Origin of the sequence: Methanolobus vulcani, assembly GCF_006546655.1 — an archaeon.
Lineage (GTDB): Archaea > Halobacteriota > Methanosarcinia > Methanosarcinales > Methanosarcinaceae > Methanolobus > Methanolobus vulcani_A.
This window is the reverse complement of sequence record NZ_VIAQ01000020.1, coordinates 81,234-99,638: the sequence shown is the minus strand read 5'-3', so window position 1 is coordinate 99,638 and position 18,405 is coordinate 81,234. Positions and strand designations below refer to the sequence as shown.

The 18,405-nt window shown below is 40.7% G+C and carries 16 protein-coding genes; 2 read left to right on the top strand and 14 right to left on the bottom strand.

Going from position 1 to position 18,405, the window contains the following annotated elements:
* Position 1 precedes the first annotated feature (1 nt).
* The 11 genes from FKV42_RS13335 to mbhE form a co-directional block, all read right to left on the bottom strand.
* A complete protein-coding gene (locus tag FKV42_RS13335) occupies positions 2 to 3,637 on the bottom strand; it encodes a hypothetical protein (RefSeq protein WP_154810789.1) in 3,636 nt (1,211 codons plus the stop codon).
* Between the two features lie 316 nt (positions 3,638 to 3,953).
* The gene (locus FKV42_RS13330; RefSeq protein ID WP_154810788.1) at positions 3,954 to 4,355 is read right to left on the bottom strand and encodes a hypothetical protein; all 402 of its coding nucleotides are present in this window, start codon (positions 4,353 to 4,355) and stop codon (positions 3,954 to 3,956) included.
* 15 nt (positions 4,356 to 4,370) lie between these two features.
* Positions 4,371 to 5,810 (bottom strand): cohesin domain-containing protein, encoded by a 1,440-nt coding sequence (locus FKV42_RS13325; protein WP_196214143.1) that lies wholly within the window; start codon positions 5,808 to 5,810, stop codon positions 4,371 to 4,373.
* Between the two features lie 1,004 nt (positions 5,811 to 6,814).
* A complete protein-coding gene (locus FKV42_RS13320) occupies positions 6,815 to 7,867 on the bottom strand; it encodes an L-threonylcarbamoyladenylate synthase (RefSeq protein ID WP_154810786.1) in 1,053 nt (350 codons plus the stop codon).
* Positions 7,868 to 8,390: 523 nt separating this feature from the next.
* Positions 8,391 to 8,759, bottom strand: coding sequence for a monovalent cation/H(+) antiporter subunit G (gene mnhG / locus FKV42_RS13315; RefSeq protein WP_154810914.1), 369 nt, complete (start codon positions 8,757 to 8,759; stop codon positions 8,391 to 8,393).
* 11 nt (positions 8,760 to 8,770) lie between these two features.
* A complete protein-coding gene (locus FKV42_RS13310) occupies positions 8,771 to 9,037 on the bottom strand; it encodes a cation:proton antiporter (protein ID WP_154810785.1) in 267 nt (88 codons plus the stop codon).
* A complete protein-coding gene (locus FKV42_RS13305; RefSeq protein ID WP_154810784.1) occupies positions 9,034 to 9,528 on the bottom strand; it encodes a Na+/H+ antiporter subunit E in 495 nt (164 codons plus the stop codon). The genes FKV42_RS13310 and FKV42_RS13305 overlap by 4 nt, the downstream gene beginning before the upstream one ends.
* Positions 9,525 to 11,066, bottom strand: coding sequence for an NADH-quinone oxidoreductase subunit M (locus tag FKV42_RS13300; RefSeq protein ID WP_154810783.1), 1,542 nt, complete (start codon positions 11,064 to 11,066; stop codon positions 9,525 to 9,527). The genes FKV42_RS13305 and FKV42_RS13300 overlap by 4 nt, the downstream gene beginning before the upstream one ends.
* Positions 11,063 to 11,491 carry an NADH-quinone oxidoreductase subunit K gene (locus FKV42_RS13295; RefSeq protein WP_154810782.1) on the bottom strand — a complete coding sequence of 143 codons (429 nt, stop codon included), beginning with the start codon at positions 11,489 to 11,491 and terminating at the stop codon, positions 11,063 to 11,065. The genes FKV42_RS13300 and FKV42_RS13295 overlap by 4 nt, the downstream gene beginning before the upstream one ends.
* Positions 11,488 to 11,904, bottom strand: coding sequence for a monovalent cation/H+ antiporter subunit B (locus FKV42_RS13290; protein ID WP_154810781.1), 417 nt, complete (start codon positions 11,902 to 11,904; stop codon positions 11,488 to 11,490). Before FKV42_RS13290 ends, FKV42_RS13295 begins: the two co-directional genes overlap by 4 nt.
* On the bottom strand, positions 11,901 to 14,270 hold the full coding sequence (gene mbhE, locus FKV42_RS13285; protein WP_154810780.1) for a hydrogen gas-evolving membrane-bound hydrogenase subunit E: 2,370 nt from the start codon (positions 14,268 to 14,270) through the stop codon (positions 11,901 to 11,903). Before mbhE ends, FKV42_RS13290 begins: the two co-directional genes overlap by 4 nt.
* 158 nt (positions 14,271 to 14,428) lie before the next feature.
* On the opposite strand from mbhE, the gene FKV42_RS13280 reads away from it, so the two are divergent.
* Positions 14,429 to 15,517 (top strand): hypothetical protein, encoded by a 1,089-nt coding sequence (locus FKV42_RS13280; RefSeq protein ID WP_196214142.1) that lies wholly within the window; start codon positions 14,429 to 14,431, stop codon positions 15,515 to 15,517.
* On the opposite strand, the gene FKV42_RS13275 is transcribed toward FKV42_RS13280, so the two are convergent.
* Positions 15,514 to 15,720: a hypothetical protein gene (locus FKV42_RS13275; RefSeq protein ID WP_154810778.1), complete on the bottom strand. Its 207-nt coding sequence runs from the start codon at positions 15,718 to 15,720 to the stop codon at positions 15,514 to 15,516. The two genes, FKV42_RS13280 and FKV42_RS13275, sit on opposite strands and share 4 nt — an antisense overlap.
* A gap of 77 nt (positions 15,721 to 15,797) precedes the next feature.
* On the opposite strand from FKV42_RS13275, the gene FKV42_RS14280 reads away from it, so the two are divergent.
* Positions 15,798 to 16,064 (top strand): DUF3344 domain-containing protein, encoded by a 267-nt coding sequence (locus tag FKV42_RS14280; protein WP_154810777.1) that lies wholly within the window; start codon positions 15,798 to 15,800, stop codon positions 16,062 to 16,064.
* A gap of 56 nt (positions 16,065 to 16,120) precedes the next feature.
* On the opposite strand, the gene tsaA is transcribed toward FKV42_RS14280, so the two are convergent.
* A complete protein-coding gene (tsaA, locus tag FKV42_RS13265) occupies positions 16,121 to 16,624 on the bottom strand; it encodes a tRNA (N6-threonylcarbamoyladenosine(37)-N6)-methyltransferase TrmO (RefSeq protein ID WP_154810776.1) in 504 nt (167 codons plus the stop codon).
* A 154-nt stretch (positions 16,625 to 16,778) separates the two neighbouring features.
* Positions 16,779 to 18,089, bottom strand: coding sequence for an S-layer protein domain-containing protein (locus tag FKV42_RS13260; protein WP_154810775.1), 1,311 nt, complete (start codon positions 18,087 to 18,089; stop codon positions 16,779 to 16,781).
* Positions 18,090 to 18,405 lie beyond the last annotated feature (316 nt).

Below are 18,405 nucleotides of genomic sequence, written 5' to 3'. Positions count from 1 at the left end.
ATCAGGTATTATACACATCTGCAAATGCTCTGAAGTCATCGAGATCAATATCTCCATCATCATCCATGTCGAAGATGACATCATAGTACGAATCGCCTTCTTCAGTGCCATATGCGTCGGCAAATGCTCTGAAGTCATCAAGATCGATGTCTTCATCACCGTCACCGTCACCTTTCCTCTGATCAACGACTGGTTCATCTGGATCATCTATAGCTGGAACACCACCGTTCATGTACAGACCTGTGCCATCCGTTGGATCATAGGTGAACATCAGCCTTACCGGCTCGAGACTGTCATCACAAGCATCAGTATTAGGTGCTGTGAATGAGCTTGTCAGGAGATAGTCACCACTGTTTCCATCATAGTCAGGCACATCCGGATAGACGAACTCCTTGTAGAATTCCGGCATAGTACTGATGTGTAGCCACTTCCATGTCTCACAATCATCAATGACTGTATCACTTGATACACCAACTATACCGCAGCATTCTCTGAGAATCTCCAGCAGGTTGGTGTGGAACCTTGGCTCATCATCCTTGCCTGTGAAGTATATTTCAAGGGCAGGAGCATCAAGCGTGCGGTCACAAGCAGCTGTGAAATCAGAGTAATAGCAAGTCTTATCCTCGTTTGAAGAGCTGTGAACCAGATCAATGTCATCGATCATCATGTAAGGACCATTGAATGGTGGTAGTACAGGTATGATCTCTTCATCATATACACATCTCTTGATAACGGACAGATCTTCCAGGAAGACATCTCTGTGCTCAGGTACAGGGTTCCTGATTGTGATATACTTGACATCGTAATCACCTGGACCATAGATCATGGAGACATCGTATTCGGCACCATCTACGAAGAAGGTCTCACCAGTGTGGAGCAGACGTCCTACACGGAGAACAACCTTATCGTTGGCTACGCCGGTACCAGTTACCTGCATTGCCCATGGGTTATAGAAGTCAGGTATATCCATTGTCACTGTGTGACGACCTGCGCTCAATATACCCTGTTCAACATTGATCATCTGCACTCCACCGATCTGCTGTGGACCGAGAACGTGTTCAGGTGTATCAAGAACTTCACCAGAAAGGTGGTCAAGATATGTTGGGTTTTCGTCGTTACCGTTGTAGTAAACCTTTACAGCAACTCTGTCGATCTTACCATCAGCGTAGTAGATACCTTCAACTTCTACAATGTGATCAAGGAACTGTACTGTATCGCCTACACCTACCACGAATTCCTCAGAACCAAGAGCTACATCTTTTCTACCGTCATTGTTGAAGTCCGTTGCAGCAAACAGGTATGTTGGGTCGTCGATACCGTCACCGTTCATATCCATGCTGTCAAGACCGATCTGAGTATCATCATCTGCAACCGGGAACCAGAAGTATGTCCATAGTGGATCATCCAGATTCATCAAGTCCCAGAAGCATGATGGGTTGCCATCGGGTGTTGCAATGCCTGATATTGGCTGGCAGTGCTTATCAATGAACATGTAACTGAATTCGTTCACAACATCTTCCCATACATATTCATTATGATTTGGTACCCACTTTCCAAAGACATCGTCAAGCCATACCATACCTGTTGGTTCTGTGTACTCAGGTACGAACCACTGCCTGAAGAATACCTTTTCGTATGAATCCTCATTGTCTACAACAATTGCGGCCTTTATCAGGGCAGGATTGATTGTCACAAAGTCCTTCTCAGGTGCTTCTGGGTTCAGTGGATCAAATGGTCCTTCTGGATTGTCTGCTGAGTATGGGAATTCAGCATCCATGTCTCCTTCACCATAAACCCTGAGTCCATTGGTATCGTCGTCTATCTCGTTGACATAGATATCATCTGCTCCGGTCTCCTGGTCATAGGTAAACATAAGTCTCTGTGGCGGGATGATATAGTTTTCAGGGTTGCAGACATATGCCTCCCAGTCGTCACAAAGTTCTGAGTTTGGTGCAGTGAAGGAACTGGTCACAAGGAAGTCACCTGTACCATCATCAATATCAGGTAGTTCTGGATAGACGAACTCCTTGTAGAATTCTGGCATTGTCCTTATGTGCAGCCACTTCCATCCTTCATCATAGATGTCACTCTCATCAAGTATCTCATACAGGTCTGTATGGAACCTTGACTCATCATCCTTATTGATGAAGTAGATCTCTAGTGGCTCAACGTTAAAGATCCTCCTCTCTTTTACTGTGTCATATGAAGAATCTATGCACTCATCCTCATAAGTTGAACTGTCATGGCCTATATATCCCGTGACATCACAGCAGTACTCTGTGTGAGGAATGTTAATATCATCGATCATTGTGTGCTCCATGTTGAATGGTGGGAGCAGAGGTATGATCTCTTCATCATACACACATCTCTTGATAACAGACAGGTCTTCAAGGAAGACATCAGCATGTTCTGGAACTGGGTTTCTGAGTGTGATGTACTTGACATCGCCGTTATACCAGCTATCATCAGGACCATAGATCATGGCAACATCGTATTCAGCACCATCTACGAAGAAAGTCTCTCTTGTATAGAGCTGCCTTCCTACTGTCAGAACAACTTTATCAAGGCCTGCACCAGCGGCTTCAACCTGAACATACCATGGTTCATAGAACTGTGGTCTGTCCTTTGTCACTGTGTGACGACCTGCACTCAATATACCCTGTTCGATATTGATCATCTGCACTCCACCGATCTGCTGTGGACCGAGGACGTGTTCAGGTGTGTCAAGAACTTCACCAGAAAGGTGGTCAAGATATGTTGTGTTTTCGTTGTTACCATTGTAGTAAACCTTTAGACCAACTCTGTCAATCTTACCATCAGTGTAGTAAATACCTTCGACTTCTACAATATGATCAAGGAACTGTACTTGATCACCGACGCTAACAACCATACTATCAGAACTGATCATGACGTCCTTATATCCGTCACGGTTAAAGTCACCGACCTTCTTGAGCACGACCATGTCATCAACGCCATCGCCGTTCATGTCGTAATCATCAAGACCGATCTGTTCATCATCATTGTCTGCAACTGGGAACAAGAATGATGTCCAATAAGCGCCAGTTGAACTCTTTGAAGTTGCACTCACTGGCTCGTAGTGCTTGTCGACGAACATGTAGGTAAATTCTGTGACCACATCTTCCCATGTATACTCGTTGTGATCAGGTATCCATTCAACCTTCAGTATGGGCTTCTGGAACTCATCAAAAGAGATCTCTCTTAGCTCATCATCAGTTAACAGCTCTGATGCGTCCTCTACACTTCCGTCATCAAGTGTACGCTCAAAACAGCGATCAAATTTATCAAGCCATACCATACCAGTAGGTTCGGTGTACTCGGGTACGAACCACTGTGTTGCAAAAACCTTCTGCTTGGAATCGATATTGTTTACGAAAATATCAGTGTTTTCCAATACAGCCGGATTGAATGTTACAAAATCTTTCACTGGCGATTCATTGTTCATTGGATCGAAGGGAGCTTCAGGGTCAGTGTATGGAAATGCTGCACTGAGTCCATCTTCACCGTAGATTCTCAATGAATTTACATCATCTTCAGCACTGGCAGTAGCTGCTATCATACAAATAGTAACAAGAGCAACAGCAACTAATAATAGCCCGCGCTGGATTTTCATTTTCATTATTAAAATCCTCCTTTCTTAGACCATACATACCGTACCATCAAACATGACTCCGTCTCCACTCGTCAATGATTAGTGTCCACTCGTTCAATGATACCTGCAAAAGTTGCCCTGGATTAGACCCACCGACAACCCCATTTAATCATATGAAGTCAGATATTATAAACCGATAAGAAATAGATATTAGGAACTGTTTTTGCAAATAATGTTCAGAAACAATGCTACAGAACAATATTACTCATTAAGCAATAAATTTCTTAATAATAATTGACTCGGATATTGAAAATAAAAACAAGGAAACGATCGTTCAGAAGAACTAACCCTGTAAAGTAATAAGCAGCTTGTCGTAAGTAAAGACCAGCCATAGAAGAAATGGAAAAGCAATCCTTCCGATCGCATAAATATAGAGCAATTGTTCCTGGTAAGAAAAAAAGGCCAGTTGAAGATAAACTATTGTGAAATTGAAAATAATCGTAATTATAAGACCTATAATAAGGATCTTTACAGTCATTTTCCTTTCAAGAGATGTTGCAAGTACAAGGGCAGCAAAAGGGATGAAATTCAAAGGGAGATAGAATAAGAAGAAATTCTGGAAATCAACGACAACAACAGAAGCTGCAAAGTACCTTCCGCCTATTGGAATCCATAAAATGAAAAAAATAGTGAGATAAAGAAAAAACCTTTTCAAAAAAGGTATCATTCTTATCTGGTTCTTCATAAGCATTCCTTCTTATCAGTCCTCATTAACACGCCTCCCAAATCTGATTATCACATAGCATACCATTGAAATGGAAAGAAGGGAGATAGCAATATTGAACCCAGGTGTTTCCTGTACCTGGTTTTCTACATCTTCCGTTTCCACGGTCTCTTCTTCCGAAGTAGATGTCAATGTTTCGCTTTCATCAGGAGCAGAGAGTTTGAAAACAACCGGAACTTCACTTACCCCAATATCCAATGCCTCCCTGTTAATTATCGCATATACCTCGTCCGTCAATGACTTTCTGTCCACATCTGCCTCCTGATTGATATCTATCTCAAAATATCCACCCGGAGATAATCTGGTACTTAGGAGTACTCCACTGCGTAAATCGCTATCGAATTCATCCCCGATGCCAAGGGAGATATCATATGAATCCTGGAAATACCATTGCCAGCATTCTTTTTCAGTTCTTATCCGGGGGATGTCACCAAATGTGGCTATAACTGCCGGATCATAGAGAGAACTTTGAGCATTCATGAAATTATCAATTCCCTCATTTTCTATTTCCTGTGTCCTGGTCATCAATTCCTGAAGATCATCACTGATTGCAGGAATATTGCCTTCTCCAAATTCCACAGGCACATTGTCTATATCCATATCCTTTGCTGCTGCATCAATTATATCATAGATATCCTCTATCTCCGACCTTTCGACCATAAGAGGTTCATAAAATACAACTACCAGGTATCCATCGGAATTCGTTCCAAGAGATGTGACCTTTCCATGCCATAAAAAATACTCTTTCAGCTCATCCTCAACACGACCTTCAAGTGTCAGCACTTCCTGAGACCAGTTTGCTCCGGTCTGTAGCTGGCCATATCTGCCCAATACTTCATAATCAACAGGAGTGGAGCCGAAAATATATGAATACCCGACCTGTTCAACTGAGTTGACCGATGTTGAACTAGAAACTGATGTACTTTTTACCGGACTGCCCAGGTCAATGGACCCCGGAGGCGTAGAGGTAGCATCGACTTCAATTCCCACACCAACTATGCTTCCGGTTGCTGTACCACTTAGATCCTTACCGTTTTCGTTTTGAAGCCTTACTTCTTTAAAGTCCAGACTGTAAGTACCATCTGCTGCACCATCCATTACCTTGAAGTCAATAGTAAGAATAGTTTCTTCTTCATATGAAATATAAGGTTCGTTACCTAGCACTGCAACTAATATTTCACCATCATCTTCATATTGCTCGACAAGCATACCGGACATCAGACCTGAGTAAGTAGCACCTGTTACACTAAGGACAGACGTATCATATGCCACACGAATATCAAAACCACTTAGATCTGTTCCAGCAGAATCCACAATAACATCTACTGAGAAGGTATCACCAGCTGACAAAAAACTTTGCGAGTCAGGTGATATAATAACAGATGCTGCTGCAGATACGTTCCCTACTGCCACCATTAAAATAAAGAGTGTAGGAACTAGGATTTTTAAATACTTGTTATTACTCCACATAATATAACCCCGGTTACCGCATTATTGGTATGAACTCCAAAATTAATCAGTAACTCTTCTCTGTTTTTACCTGTGAAGTTATATAGCTTCCTATTTTGAAATATAACAGATATTAGTGATCAAAGAACAAACCATAAGATAATCAGCAAGCAAATAGAACAGTTATGAGGAATAAACAGCTGAGCCATTTATTCCCCAAGTATTTTAGGGTGGTACGTGGTGGTATTTCCTAAAAGGATATATTCTTCTAAACAAGCTTTGGAGACAAGTCATGCCACCAATAAGAGATTGCCTTTACAGGAAATAAATACTAACGAAACTATACTGTGGATGATTATTCAGAAGTTAACTGTTTTAGTCATTTGATAATAGTTTTAAATAAAGCTTAAAATGGATATTGAATTGTGTAAGATAATACCTTAAATGATGAACAAGAAAAGAAGTCAGGATAACCTGTTAAAATAAGAGACAGGTAAGTAAGTAATAAGTAACTCACATACTTGACCTTACTTCCTGCCCCTTACTTTCTTTGTTGCTTGCTGGTGGTATCTAGTAGTTGTGGTACGAAATGAGCTGTCCCTTCAAGCAGGGGCTGTCGGAGACAATTTGACCCACCCATATTTTATTATGTTTTCAAGTGAAATAAAACCTGAAGAAACACTTTTGCTTAAGATTGATACGTACTTGATTTAAGTAAGACAATAAACTCAGCACCTACATTTTCAAATTTCTCTTAGCCATGAAGCTCGAACCTGCGGCATAAAAGAATATAATGATACCGAGCCAGATCAACGGTTCACCTATGTTTGAATATCCAAAATATGAAAGCGCAAGACCTATGCCAAGAATCGGTATGTTTGCCTTGAGAAGTAACCTGTTACGCCGAATGATAGCGATCTGCCTATTCCTTTCATGAACTATCTGTTTCTTATTATTATTCACAAAAATCACTATACCCTGATAATCATATCTGCTGCCTTGCGAACTCTATTAAAAACTGCTGCACCGATTCCTCTGGGATCAAATGAACCATCTACTATGATAACATCTACATTTTTTAGATCAAGGAAACGAAGACCATAAAAAAGAGACTTTGCAGCCTGTTCGGGTTTGTCTTTACAACCTATCGAGAAAGATTCTGCACCAGAGAAATATTTCTCTGGGTTTTCAGTAAGCATCAGCCCAATCTTTGCGTTTCTCATACTGAGATCATCAAGAAGTTCCTTTATTCTGTTTACAACCGCTTCATTATCACCCTCTACCAGAATTACTCCGGCTTTGGGGGAATAATGCGTATATTTCATTCCTGGTGAACGAACGGTCTCACTTTCAGGATGGACTTTATCATCATAGCCTATTTTTACTTCACCTATACAATCCTCAAGTTCTTCTTTACTGATTTTTCCCGGCCTGAGAATTACAGGTATCTCTGAAGTTGTGTCAATAACTGTTGATTCAAGACCTATAACTACATCCCCTCCATCTACAATAGCATCTATCCTTCCAAAAAGATCAGCAATCACATGCTCTGCAGATGTCGGACTCGGTTTTCCTGAAAGGTTTGCGCTGGGTGCTGCCAGTGGTTTGCCTGACCTCTTGATCAGCTCAATGGCTATTTTGTTTTCAGGCATCCGGATTGCAACAGTATCAAGCCCACCTGTGGTTACATCAGGAACCATATCATTCCTATTCATTATAATAGTAAGAGGACCTGGCCAGAATTTATCCATCAACAAAGATGCTTTTTCCGGAATTTCACGTACAAGTGATGTACAATCATCCCTGGAAGCAACATGGACGATAAGAGGATTATCAGCAGGTCTGCCTTTAGCTTTAAATATCTGCATAACAGCTTTTTCGTCCAGCGCATTTGCTCCAAGCCCGTACACAGTTTCCGTTGGAAAAGCAACAGTTCCACCATTAGATAATATTTTTGCCGCTTCATCCAAAGATGCGGGTTCAAGTTTTTCACTTATGTGGAAGATCTTTGTTTCTTTTGTCATGTATTAATAAACACTACCAGGGTTATTTTAAGAAGCATATATTAGTATGCAAAGGAATGAAACTTATTAAACAATAATGCTCATAAGGTTTTTGTTCCTCTGTAAAAAGAACTGTAAAATTAAACTGACATTTATGCCATTGCCATGTAAATATTATCCCTTTTAGGCATAAATTTATATTGTATATATTCAAAAGGCAATACTTATATAGGATTGTTCCCTCTAGGCAGGCAGTGAGCGGGTCTGTTTTTAACCCCACTCCCACACTAAACCCCACTCCCCAACCCGCTCACAGATAAAACGGGAGCTTATTTACACTGGTAAGTATTAGTTGTGGTGATAATTTTAGTATATACAATTGAACCTTAGTGTTAAAGTTTTGAAATCACTGATCTGAAATCAAAAATAAGCATTTTTTATAGATCATTTCAAAAATGCTGCCACAAAAACAAATAAGATAATCCAGAAAAATAGAAACAAAAAATGAAGAAAAAAGCTTGTGCAAAATTATGCACCGGCTCTTTCATTCTTGTATTGTGTCTTCTTTTGGTACTGGGCAGGCTGCATCACATGCCTTTCCATACTCATCGATCACTGATTCCTTGCACAGGCCAACACCGTGCCTGTGAGCTGCACGGCTTATCATATGAGCTGCAACCGGAGATGTGACCAGTATGAAAAGCGCTACCGTCAATGCCTTGACACCCATTGCTGAAAAACCTACTTTTAGCAGTATGCTGAGCATGACGCCAAAAGCACCCAGCGTTCCTATCTTTGTAGTTGCATGCAACCTGTTATAAACATCAGGAAGCCTTGCAAGTCCTAGCATTGCCAGGAAAACAAAGAACAGACCTATCACCAGGACTATGTTGCTCAATATATCCAGAATCATTGAAACTGTGCTCAAAATACCACCCCTTCATCAAGATACTTGGAAATAGTTACTGTTCCTACAAATGATATAATAGCAAGCACAAGTGCTACATCCATGAAGAAAACTGATTCCTGATCATATGAGTAGATACCCAGCATTACAACTATTATAGTTGTCATGGCATCAAGTGCCACAACCCTATCAGGTATTGTCGGGCCTTTAATGACCCTGTATAGACATGGTATAAAAGAAATTACCATGAAGATCAATGAATATTCAAGTAGCATAGAGCTCATTCGAATGCCTCCATTGTGTATTTTTCCAGATCATCCTTTATTGACTGAGCCACACCTTCGGGGTCCGTAGCATCAATTGCATGTACATAGAGGACTTGCCTATCCTCGGACACATCAATAGTCAATGTTCCAGGCGTAAGAGTGATTGTATTTGCAATGGCAGTAATACCAATGTCTGTTTTAGAATCAATTGGTACAGCAATAATTCCCGGCTTGATATCGATCTTGGGCTGAAGAACGATTTTTGCAACCATTATGTTTGCCTTTATGATCTCCACCACAAGTACATATAAATACTTAATTTGTGCCGGTATCTTTTTCACCGCATTGCTGAAAGAGAAGTCAAGGTTAAATGGGTATAGAGTTTTGAACGGTCTTATCACAAACGGTGCGATAATAAGTCCAACTATAAAATTGTTAATGCTTACAGTACCATGGACAAAACACCATACCAGAGCCAGTATCGCTGAGTAGGCAAAATATCTCTTCATCTTACCACCCTCATAAGTACAGCATCAATATACGGCTGCGGGTCAAGTATCTGATGAGCTGTTGCATTTGCAAGTGCTATCAATGGTTCTGCATAAATTCCGAATGCAACAACCGTCAGTGCAAGTACAACTATTGGCAGTGTCATCAAAAGAGATGTACCATGATGGGAGTATTCTCCATATTTTTCAACATCCCTTTTCTCTCCCCAGAACATGAGCAACATTGCCCTGAACATGTAGAAGAGAGTGAATATTGCAAAGAAGAGTGCGATTCCTATTGCAAAGTAATACTGTTCACCAATACCTGCATCAAAGAGACTTAGCTTTGCAATAAAACCTCCAAGTGGTGGCATCCCTGCAATTGACATTGCACCTACAAGGAACAGAAGTGACATAAGTGGTGCACTATCAACCATGCCTCCCATTTTTCTCATGTCCCTGGTTCCTGCGTGGTGAATGATTCCACCTGAAGTAAGGAAAAGCATTGACTTTGCAACTGCGTGGTTCGCAAGATAGACAAGAGCCGCTGTTATTCCATAGATGCTTCCAAAGCTGATACCAAGGAAAACATAACCAATCTGGCTTACACTGGAATATGCAAGCAGACGTTTTACATCCGTCTGTGCTACTGCTGAAATTGCTCCGACAACAATGGTTGCCAGTGCAAGATACATAATAACAGGCTTGAAAATATCGAGAGTATCAATGAATATAAGGAAGAATACTCTAAGCATTCCGTATGCTCCTACCTTGATAAGCACACCACTAAGCATTGCGCTTATGGGTGATGGTGCTGTGGGATGTACATCCGGAAGCCAGTAGTGGAGTGGGAAGATTGCAGCCTTGTTACCAAAGACCACAACAAACATCAGAGCAATGGCGAAAACATACCATGGAAGTGTTCCTGCTGCACTCATTGCACTGAGTTTGACAGAGATATCTGCCATATTAAGTGTTCCTGTTGTAGCGTAAAGTGAAGATACTGCAATGAGCATCACAATGGAACTTAACATGTTGAGTACCAGATACTTGAAAGTAGCTTCCATTTTGTCGGAGCTCTTTGTCACACCACCCTGCTCATTTGCAATTACAAGTCCGCATGATGAGAGCAGAAGTAGCTCAAAGAAGACGAAAAGATTGAAGATATCGCCTGTGAGGAATGAACCATTAAGTCCTGCTACCAGCAAACTGAAGAGTGGATAGTAAGATGCACTCAATGATTTTCTCTCAATGTAATCAAGTGAGTAAATCAGTGAAAGGAAGGATACAAATGATGTGAGCACAACCATTCCTGAACTTAGAAGGTCAGCTACCAGTATGATTCCATATTTTCCCCATTCTCCTACTTCGTAAGCCTGGATTCCACCAGACCATACTTGTGAAAGCAGGATTACACTCAGGATAAGCATGACAAATGAGACAGCAACGCTCAGTACTTTCTGTATTCCAGGCTGCTTTCTGAGAAGTATCATAAGTGCAGCCACAAGTATTGGAGTTGCTATCAGTATTATAGGAATGTGAGTAGACAGTGAGATCATCCCCAGAGCCTCCTGAGTTCCCTGATGTCAGTTGTTCCATATTCCTCATGAATGCGGTATGCAAGGATCAGGATGAACGCCGTTGTAGCCAGACTGATAACAATGGCTGTCAGTACAAGAGCCTGCACAAGAGGGTCAACATAATCCACATGATGACCTGCTTCTATAATAGGTGCAAGTATTCCCTGGGAGAGAGAATCTGTAAAGATACTTCCTGTTGCTTCTGCAGCACCATGTCCTCCATCATCAGTTATGATAGGTACCTTTGTTCCGGAAAAAACTCCTGTTGAAACTATCAGAAGGTTAACTGCATGTGAAAGTACACCAAGTCCGATAATAACTCTGACAATATCACGGCGCAGTATGAGGAAAGTACCGATACCGAACAGAATTGCTATTGTAAGAGAGAGCAATGTATTGTTCATTCGTCATCACCTACGTTTTTGAAAATGGAAAGCAATCCTCCGATTACCACAAAATAAACTCCTATATCAAAAAGACCGGCTGATACCAGTTCTATTTCTCCGAAGAATGGCAGGTGGACAAACTCCACAGCACTCCTGAAGAAGTTGTGTGAGAAGGCAATTGCTGAGAAAGCTGTCAGTGCAGCCAGCAATAAGCCAAAACCAAACCAGTTACCCCAGTCGGGGTTAAAGAATGATTTTATATAATCAAGACCGAATGCCACGTATGTCAGTGCTATCACTGAAGCAAACATGACACCGCCAATGAATCCTCCTCCGGGATTATTGTGTCCCGCAAGTAAGAGGGAAATTGAGAAGAGGATGACCAAAGGCAAACATATTTTAGTAACTGTTTTTGTAATCAAGGTTGTCATTCGTCCTCACCCCTGCTGTGTATAAGATTATAAACACCAAGTGCTGCCAGACAAAGCACAGAGATCTCTCCCAGAGTATCATATCCTCTGAAATCCACGATAATGACGTTCACAATGTTGTGACCGCCTGCAAGTGCAAGACTCTTCTCTATGAAATAATAGGAAAGAGACTCAAATGGTGCAACTATTCCCTGTGTTGCGTTTATCAGCAATATGAAAATCATTACCGATACAGCCACAGATATTATAAGATCCCTGGCAAGTGTTGTTGTTGGGATATGTTCCTTGAATTTCTGTGGGATCTTCACAAGTGCCAGCAGGAAGATTATAGTTGAAAGGGTTTCTACAAGAACCTGTGTTAGTGCCAGATCTGGTGCCTGCAGATATATGAATAGCAAAGCAACCAGATATCCAAGACCTGAAAGAGCTATGATGGCAGGCAGATATCTTGGCAGTAATGCTGCACCAAGAGCTGCTACTATCATGAACAGGAATATCAGAGCCTCATAAAGCGGAACATCGAAATTAAGATTCTGCGGTATAAGGTTTGTACCAAGCATCATTGCAGGAATTGCAAACATTGCAAGTGTCAGGAGCAGAACAGCAATCACATAGTTCTTTACCGGACCCGGCTGCATCCTGCTTGAGAATTTGAATGTAACATCCTTTGCATTATTCACTGCACCATCATAGTAATAATTGACACTGATCCACGGGAACATTGCATTGAACCTGTTCTGCCATTCTGCGATCCTGTCATACTGAGTGTAGATAAGGATACCCAGAATGAATGTGGCTATAGTCATCATCAGTGATGTTGTGAATCCATGCCAGAGCTTTACGTGCAGGTGAGCTTCCTCAAGAATAATTCCTGAAACAGTAGGCTCAATGAAGTTATGTACCGGAATTGAAGGTACAAGTCCGAACAATATTATAAGACCTGCAAGGAAAATTGCCGGTGCAAGCATTACCATTGAAGGATCGTGTATATGTTCAGGCAATCCTTTTGTTGGTCTTTTACCAAGGAATATGCCATCTATGAGTTTGATTGAATAAGCGAATGTGAACACACCACCAAGCACCGCAAGTGCCGGGATGAGTATTGTGTATGGTCCGCCAAGGAGATGACCCATTTCAACGGATGCCTCGTAGAACATTTCCTTGCTAAGGAAACCGTTAAGCGGTGGGATTCCCGCCATGGATAATGCTCCGATTGTCGCCACTATAAACGTTATTGGCATTTCTTTACGCAAACCACCCATTTTTGTAATGTCCCTTGTAGCCGTTTCATGTGCTACTATACCTGCTACAAGGAAGAGACATGCTTTGAATGTTGCATGGTTGAGAAGATGGAATGTTGCAGCAGCCACACCAATTCCAGGTTCCTCGTGAGTTGTGTAGCCGTACATGGTCATAAGATATGCAAGCTGACTGATGGTGGAATATGCCAGAATTCCTTTGATGTCAGTTTGTCTGAATGCAAGGAAACCTGCAAGGAGCATTGTAAATATTCCGACTCCACTTACCAGAATGAACCAGGCTTCAGTACCTGAGAACATTGGGTGTATCCTTGCTATGAGATAGATACCGGCCTTTACCATTGTGGCTGAGTGCAGGAATGCACTGACTGGAGTTGGTGCTTCCATTGCGTTTGGAAGCCATATGTAAAATGGACCCTGTGCTGACTTTGAAGCAGCACCGATGAATATGAGAATAAGTGCATAGATGAAAAGATGATGATTTTGCAGGGCTTCCCTTATGGATTCGTTATGTAATATGGTGGGAATGTCAAATGTTCCGGTGATAGCGTGTAACACCAAAAATCCTGCAAGCATGAATAGACCACCTGAAGCGGTGATAAGTAGTGATTTGGTTGCTCCGTAAACTGACATTGGTCTGTTACGCCAGTAACCGATAAGCATGAATGAAGTTATGCTGGTAAGTTCCCAGAATATGAAAAGTTGAATGGTGTTAGCAGAAAACACCATACCGAGCATTGACCCCATGAAGAAAAGGAGCTGCTGGTAATATCTTGGAAGATCCTCTTTCGTTGACATGTATCCATTGGAGTATGACATGATAATAACACCAATACCGGATACGATGAAGCCGAACATTATACTCAGGCCATCGGCATAGAACGAGAGGTTAATTCCCATTGAAGGAAGCCATTCAATAGTTCCCTGAATAGTCTCCCCGTGAATGATTTCCGGTGCAACCTGAGCAACCATTAGTAAACTCAGCAATGCAGTGGCGGAAGCGTACCATCCTATTTTATCTTTTAGGAGTTTTGCAACGGCAGGCAATATACCGGCCAAAACAAATGGCAAAAAAACCGCTATAGTAATTGCTGTAAACGAATCCATGACACCTTACATTCAATTACCCATATATAATGGTTTTTAATGTGAATGATTATTTATGATGAATTATTGATAATAAATAGGATCGCAATGATTATGATAAAAAATAATGTCCTTATTGATAGATAATACTTATATAGCAGATTAATTCTGCAAAATCCTTGAAAAACAGAATAATAGTGAAATATGATGGTTTTCATTATTCCTCATTGAATTGTTCCTGTGATACCATGAAAAAAAGCTCGTATTCTTATTCATCTTACATTATTCCTATAGGCAAATATAACTCGGTGAAACCAGTGGGTCTTGTTTGTCTTTCACTTGCGCTCTGTATTATACTATTGCAAATACCAGCTATGGCTCTTTCTTCTGACAATGGGAATTTGTCTGTAGAATCTGTAACTGCTGAACAGGGAAATGTTTCCGAATATAGTCACCTGATAGAAGTAAGTCTTCTGGATACTGGACACGTCGTTGTCAGCGAATCCATCGTGTATCTTATAGACTCTGCTGAAGATGAATATTCCAACCAAAGTCAAATAATGCTCTGGATATCCGAAAATGCTGAGATCATGCAATTCCAGGCTAGTGATATGGCAGGTGCAAATTCTGCCCTTCCTGTGAATTATACAAGAGATGGAAACTACCTGTATTTCTATTCCCTGGAAAATGAAAGTTCCAGTGGTATGCCGCTCCTTTATGGTATAAGTTATGTACTTCCCGATACAGGAAACGAAGTACTCAGAAAGGTAATTTACAAGGAAGAAGAACTTGAACAGCCAATTTCCAGACTTATTGTTACAGTTTACCATAATGGGGACGCAGGTATTAGCATCAGTTCTGAGAATGAGGATTTGCTTACGGCAGATAATACTGTAATGGAAGAAAATTATAGTTCATACATGTGGAACGCACCGAAGTTCAATGAATTTACAATTACCTGTGAAGAAAAGGAACTGGTGCAAGACACCACAACATCCGGCAATAGTCGGATAATTCCAATACTGATTGTTATTATAATTGTAGTAGCAGGCGGATATCATTATATGAAGAAAAGGACACCTGCAAATTCAAATGACATCAATGAACTGGAAGATCTCTATGAAGCAGAGATGATAGTGATTGACCGAATAAAAAAGGACAGGAAAAATAATAAACTCAGCCAGGAAGAGTTTGATAAACTTAAGAAAAAGCACAGTGAAAGTGCATCAAAGATTAAAAGTGAAATGGAGAAGCTGAAAAAGGACTAATGGTCCTCATATACTTTCTCTTTTTTCGGCTCAAACTCCGCAATATCGGCTGTAAGCCATCCGATATCGTAACTCTGCCCGCAACTTGGACATATCAGTCCAAGTTTTGCTTTTCCGTCTTTTATTTCCTTAAAAAACACATGGAAACCACGCTGATACCCACAGTTTATACATTCCCGAAAGTAGCTATCTTCTAAACCCATAATTAAAAATCAGAATGCTGAAATAAATCATTGTCGATAAAGGTATCATATAGTTCTCCCACAATGTTTATCAGAGAATTTACCGGAATTTTGCATATAATGCCACAGGCAGTGTCATAGAAAGCGGAACCTACCTTACAACTGTCCTCAATAATAATACAGACGATAAAACAGTAGGTATTTACGGAGTTTCTTTGCTGGTGATATACGAAGAACCAGACGGACAGGAGATTGAGTATTGGATCAATGAAGGGGCAATAGATTCATCCGATATCGAGAATGCAAAGCTCATGAATATAGTTCCTTCTAGAAACAAGGCTGGAAACACTCTTCAACTTCAATGATATAGAATGGAGCGGAATCTATAACGGAACTCCATACAATGATTTTGATGTCTTTATCAATGCGTGTGGTGTTGATGATGGTGCTCTCTCAAATGCCCCTCAACCCATTCTGGCAGACTTGCTTCAGGGTAGCTGTCAAAATCCGGAATATAGGGTTTTATGTCCAATATCGGAGTTTTGTCCAGAGCATCCAGTCCTCTTACTACAATCTTTCCACTATCAATCGATATGTCTTGAAGTTTAACTACTGATAATCCGATAGGATTGGGTCTGACTGGCATCCTGGTAGCAAATACTTTGACATGATTGGGCCTATGGCTATGCTTTGGCATCTTCCACCCCGATGATTTATGAATCCAGAAAAGTACGATTATATGAGAATAACCATTCAGCCCTGATATTTTCTTTGCATGTTCAGGAGATAGTACTATTGTAGAAATATCCTCATTCCAACCTTTGTCCCCATGTGGATGAGGTACCTCATCAAAGTGCTGATATTTTGATTCAACATATCCAACCGGTTTTACCAGTAAATCCTCATTGTAAGTATCCATATTCATTTTAATTGCTTCCTTTCTAACCGAGTCTATTTTAGAAGGTCATGTCAGTCCGACTCCAGCGAACTTAATATAGAGCCTATTTCTAAATGTACGGATGTCCTTAAAATAAAATGAATAATAGGTGGATCTGTTGATCTTACCTATTATAATGTGTTTATTGCTGGCGTTTGAATAGAAGCAGAGCGCCAACAAGTCCCAGAATTCCAATAGTTATTTCAAAACCTGGTGTACTGACAGAACTTTCAACTTCAGGAGTGGCTTCTTCCATATCTACTTCAACAGTTTCTTCATCGGTGGTACTGGCTTGTGATTCTGATTCCTCGGATTCTTCTGTTACCTCTGCCTCTCCCATATCAACTACAACAACTTCTTCTTCAGCTGGTGCTGCAGCCGCAGTTGTAGTTGTAGCTGGACTTTTTGCAGTACATGTCTTCCAGAGTGTCATTTTAAGACATGGATTCTTAGTGACTTCTTCTGTTTTAAGGTAAAGCCCGCCATACAGATCAATTTGTTTATCAGCACTCAAGGTTACTGCCTCATTGCTGGTGAGCACAAGAGCATCCTGGCCGGTCTTAAGCACAGTAGTTCCGGCACTACCTGCGTAATTAATGTTATTCATAAGAGCTGGTACTTCAAATCCTTCAACATCAAAAATGCCGTATGTTGAATCTTCTTCAATTGTGATGATGTCACCACGAAGAAATACATATTTGAAAACTGCAAAGTTTGTATCAGTGCCTCTGAAAATAGATTCAACAGTACAGTAGAATACCGGATAATCATCGCTGTCCTTGTAGAGATAGGTTCTTTCCATATTAGTCAGATTTGCAGAGGAACTGATCACTCCACTGTCAATTTCCTCACCTTTATAGTTCAGGTGTACCCATACTTTTTCCCCGTCAACATCTACCTGATCTACAACCAGTGTCCATCCACCTGCAAGTGTCCACTCCTCTCCAGATGCCACGTTTTTCTTTTCATCGCTTTCCAACATGATCTTAGCGATCTTATCAGGCTTGCAGCCCTGTGAAAGTGCTGAAGGATCTTCTGGCATTGCAGTATACTTGGAACCGAAGAAACCCATAAGATAATATTTTTCAAGGTCAACATCATCGACCATGAATGTGCCACCATCATCTGAACCGGCTATCTTTGTCTTTTTCATCTGAGGTTTGCTTATGTAGTAAAGATCGCCTTCTTTAATAGTATCATCAAGTTGAATCCTCTTTGAAGAGTTTGCACTGTTATGGAGATAAAGAAGTTCACTGGAAAGTCCAGGCTTTATCATATACAAAAACCCTGAAAAAGTATTTGCATCCCAGTAGTAATCTCCGACATCTATTGAAGAATCTGTGCTGTCATATACGGTGCTTCGAATATTGTAGGTTGCTTCTGCACTTACCGGTGTTACGAACATAGCTGTCAGAACCGACAACACTAGCATGACTTTTATAATTTTTTCCATGGTGATTTCTCCTATGAGAAAATCAAAGACAGAACCCTATCCAAATATGAATTTAATTGCAGATTACACCCAATTAAACTGGTTTTAGGTTTATTTCCTTGAGCCAGCTGTTCTCTGATTTTCTTGTTTTTATTAAAAGGAGAGAGTGTTTGCTGAAACACCAATACATTTGTTGTATCTGCTCAGGTAATTGCCTTCCACATCTCTCACGTTACAATAACCATGACATGTGTTAGCATTAAAGGATAAAAACATTTTGTTTTTGTTCTGTAGTATCATGAAAAGTAAAACATATATAGATGCTTTACATAGCACT

Coding starts and splice junctions, on each gene's coding strand:
- FKV42_RS13335 (WP_154810789.1), bottom strand. CDS start 3,637: ATGAAAATGAAAATCCAGCGCGGGCTATTATTAGTTGCTGTTGCTCTT.
- FKV42_RS13330 (WP_154810788.1), bottom strand. CDS start 4,355: ATGAAGAACCAGATAAGAATGATACCTTTTTTGAAAAGGTTTTTTCTT.
- FKV42_RS13325 (WP_196214143.1), bottom strand. CDS start 5,810: ATGGTGGCAGTAGGGAACGTATCTGCAGCAGCATCTGTTATTATATCA.
- FKV42_RS13320 (WP_154810786.1), bottom strand. CDS start 7,867: ATGACAAAAGAAACAAAGATCTTCCACATAAGTGAAAAACTTGAACCC.
- mnhG (WP_154810914.1), bottom strand. CDS start 8,759: ATGATTCTGGATATATTGAGCAACATAGTCCTGGTGATAGGTCTGTTC.
- FKV42_RS13310 (WP_154810785.1), bottom strand. CDS start 9,037: ATGAGCTCTATGCTACTTGAATATTCATTGATCTTCATGGTAATTTCT.
- FKV42_RS13305 (WP_154810784.1), bottom strand. CDS start 9,528: ATGAAGAGATATTTTGCCTACTCAGCGATACTGGCTCTGGTATGGTGT.
- FKV42_RS13300 (WP_154810783.1), bottom strand. CDS start 11,066: ATGATCTCACTGTCTACTCACATTCCTATAATACTGATAGCAACTCCA.
- FKV42_RS13295 (WP_154810782.1), bottom strand. CDS start 11,491: ATGAACAATACATTGCTCTCTCTTACAATAGCAATTCTGTTCGGTATC.
- FKV42_RS13290 (WP_154810781.1), bottom strand. CDS start 11,904: ATGACAACCTTGATTACAAAAACAGTTACTAAAATATGTTTGCCTTTG.
- mbhE (WP_154810780.1), bottom strand. CDS start 14,270: ATGGATTCGTTTACAGCAATTACTATAGCGGTTTTTTTGCCATTTGTT.
- FKV42_RS13275 (WP_154810778.1), bottom strand. CDS start 15,720: ATGGGTTTAGAAGATAGCTACTTTCGGGAATGTATAAACTGTGGGTAT.
- tsaA (WP_154810776.1), bottom strand. CDS start 16,624: ATGAATATGGATACTTACAATGAGGATTTACTGGTAAAACCGGTTGGA.
- FKV42_RS13260 (WP_154810775.1), bottom strand. CDS start 18,089: ATGGAAAAAATTATAAAAGTCATGCTAGTGTTGTCGGTTCTGACAGCT.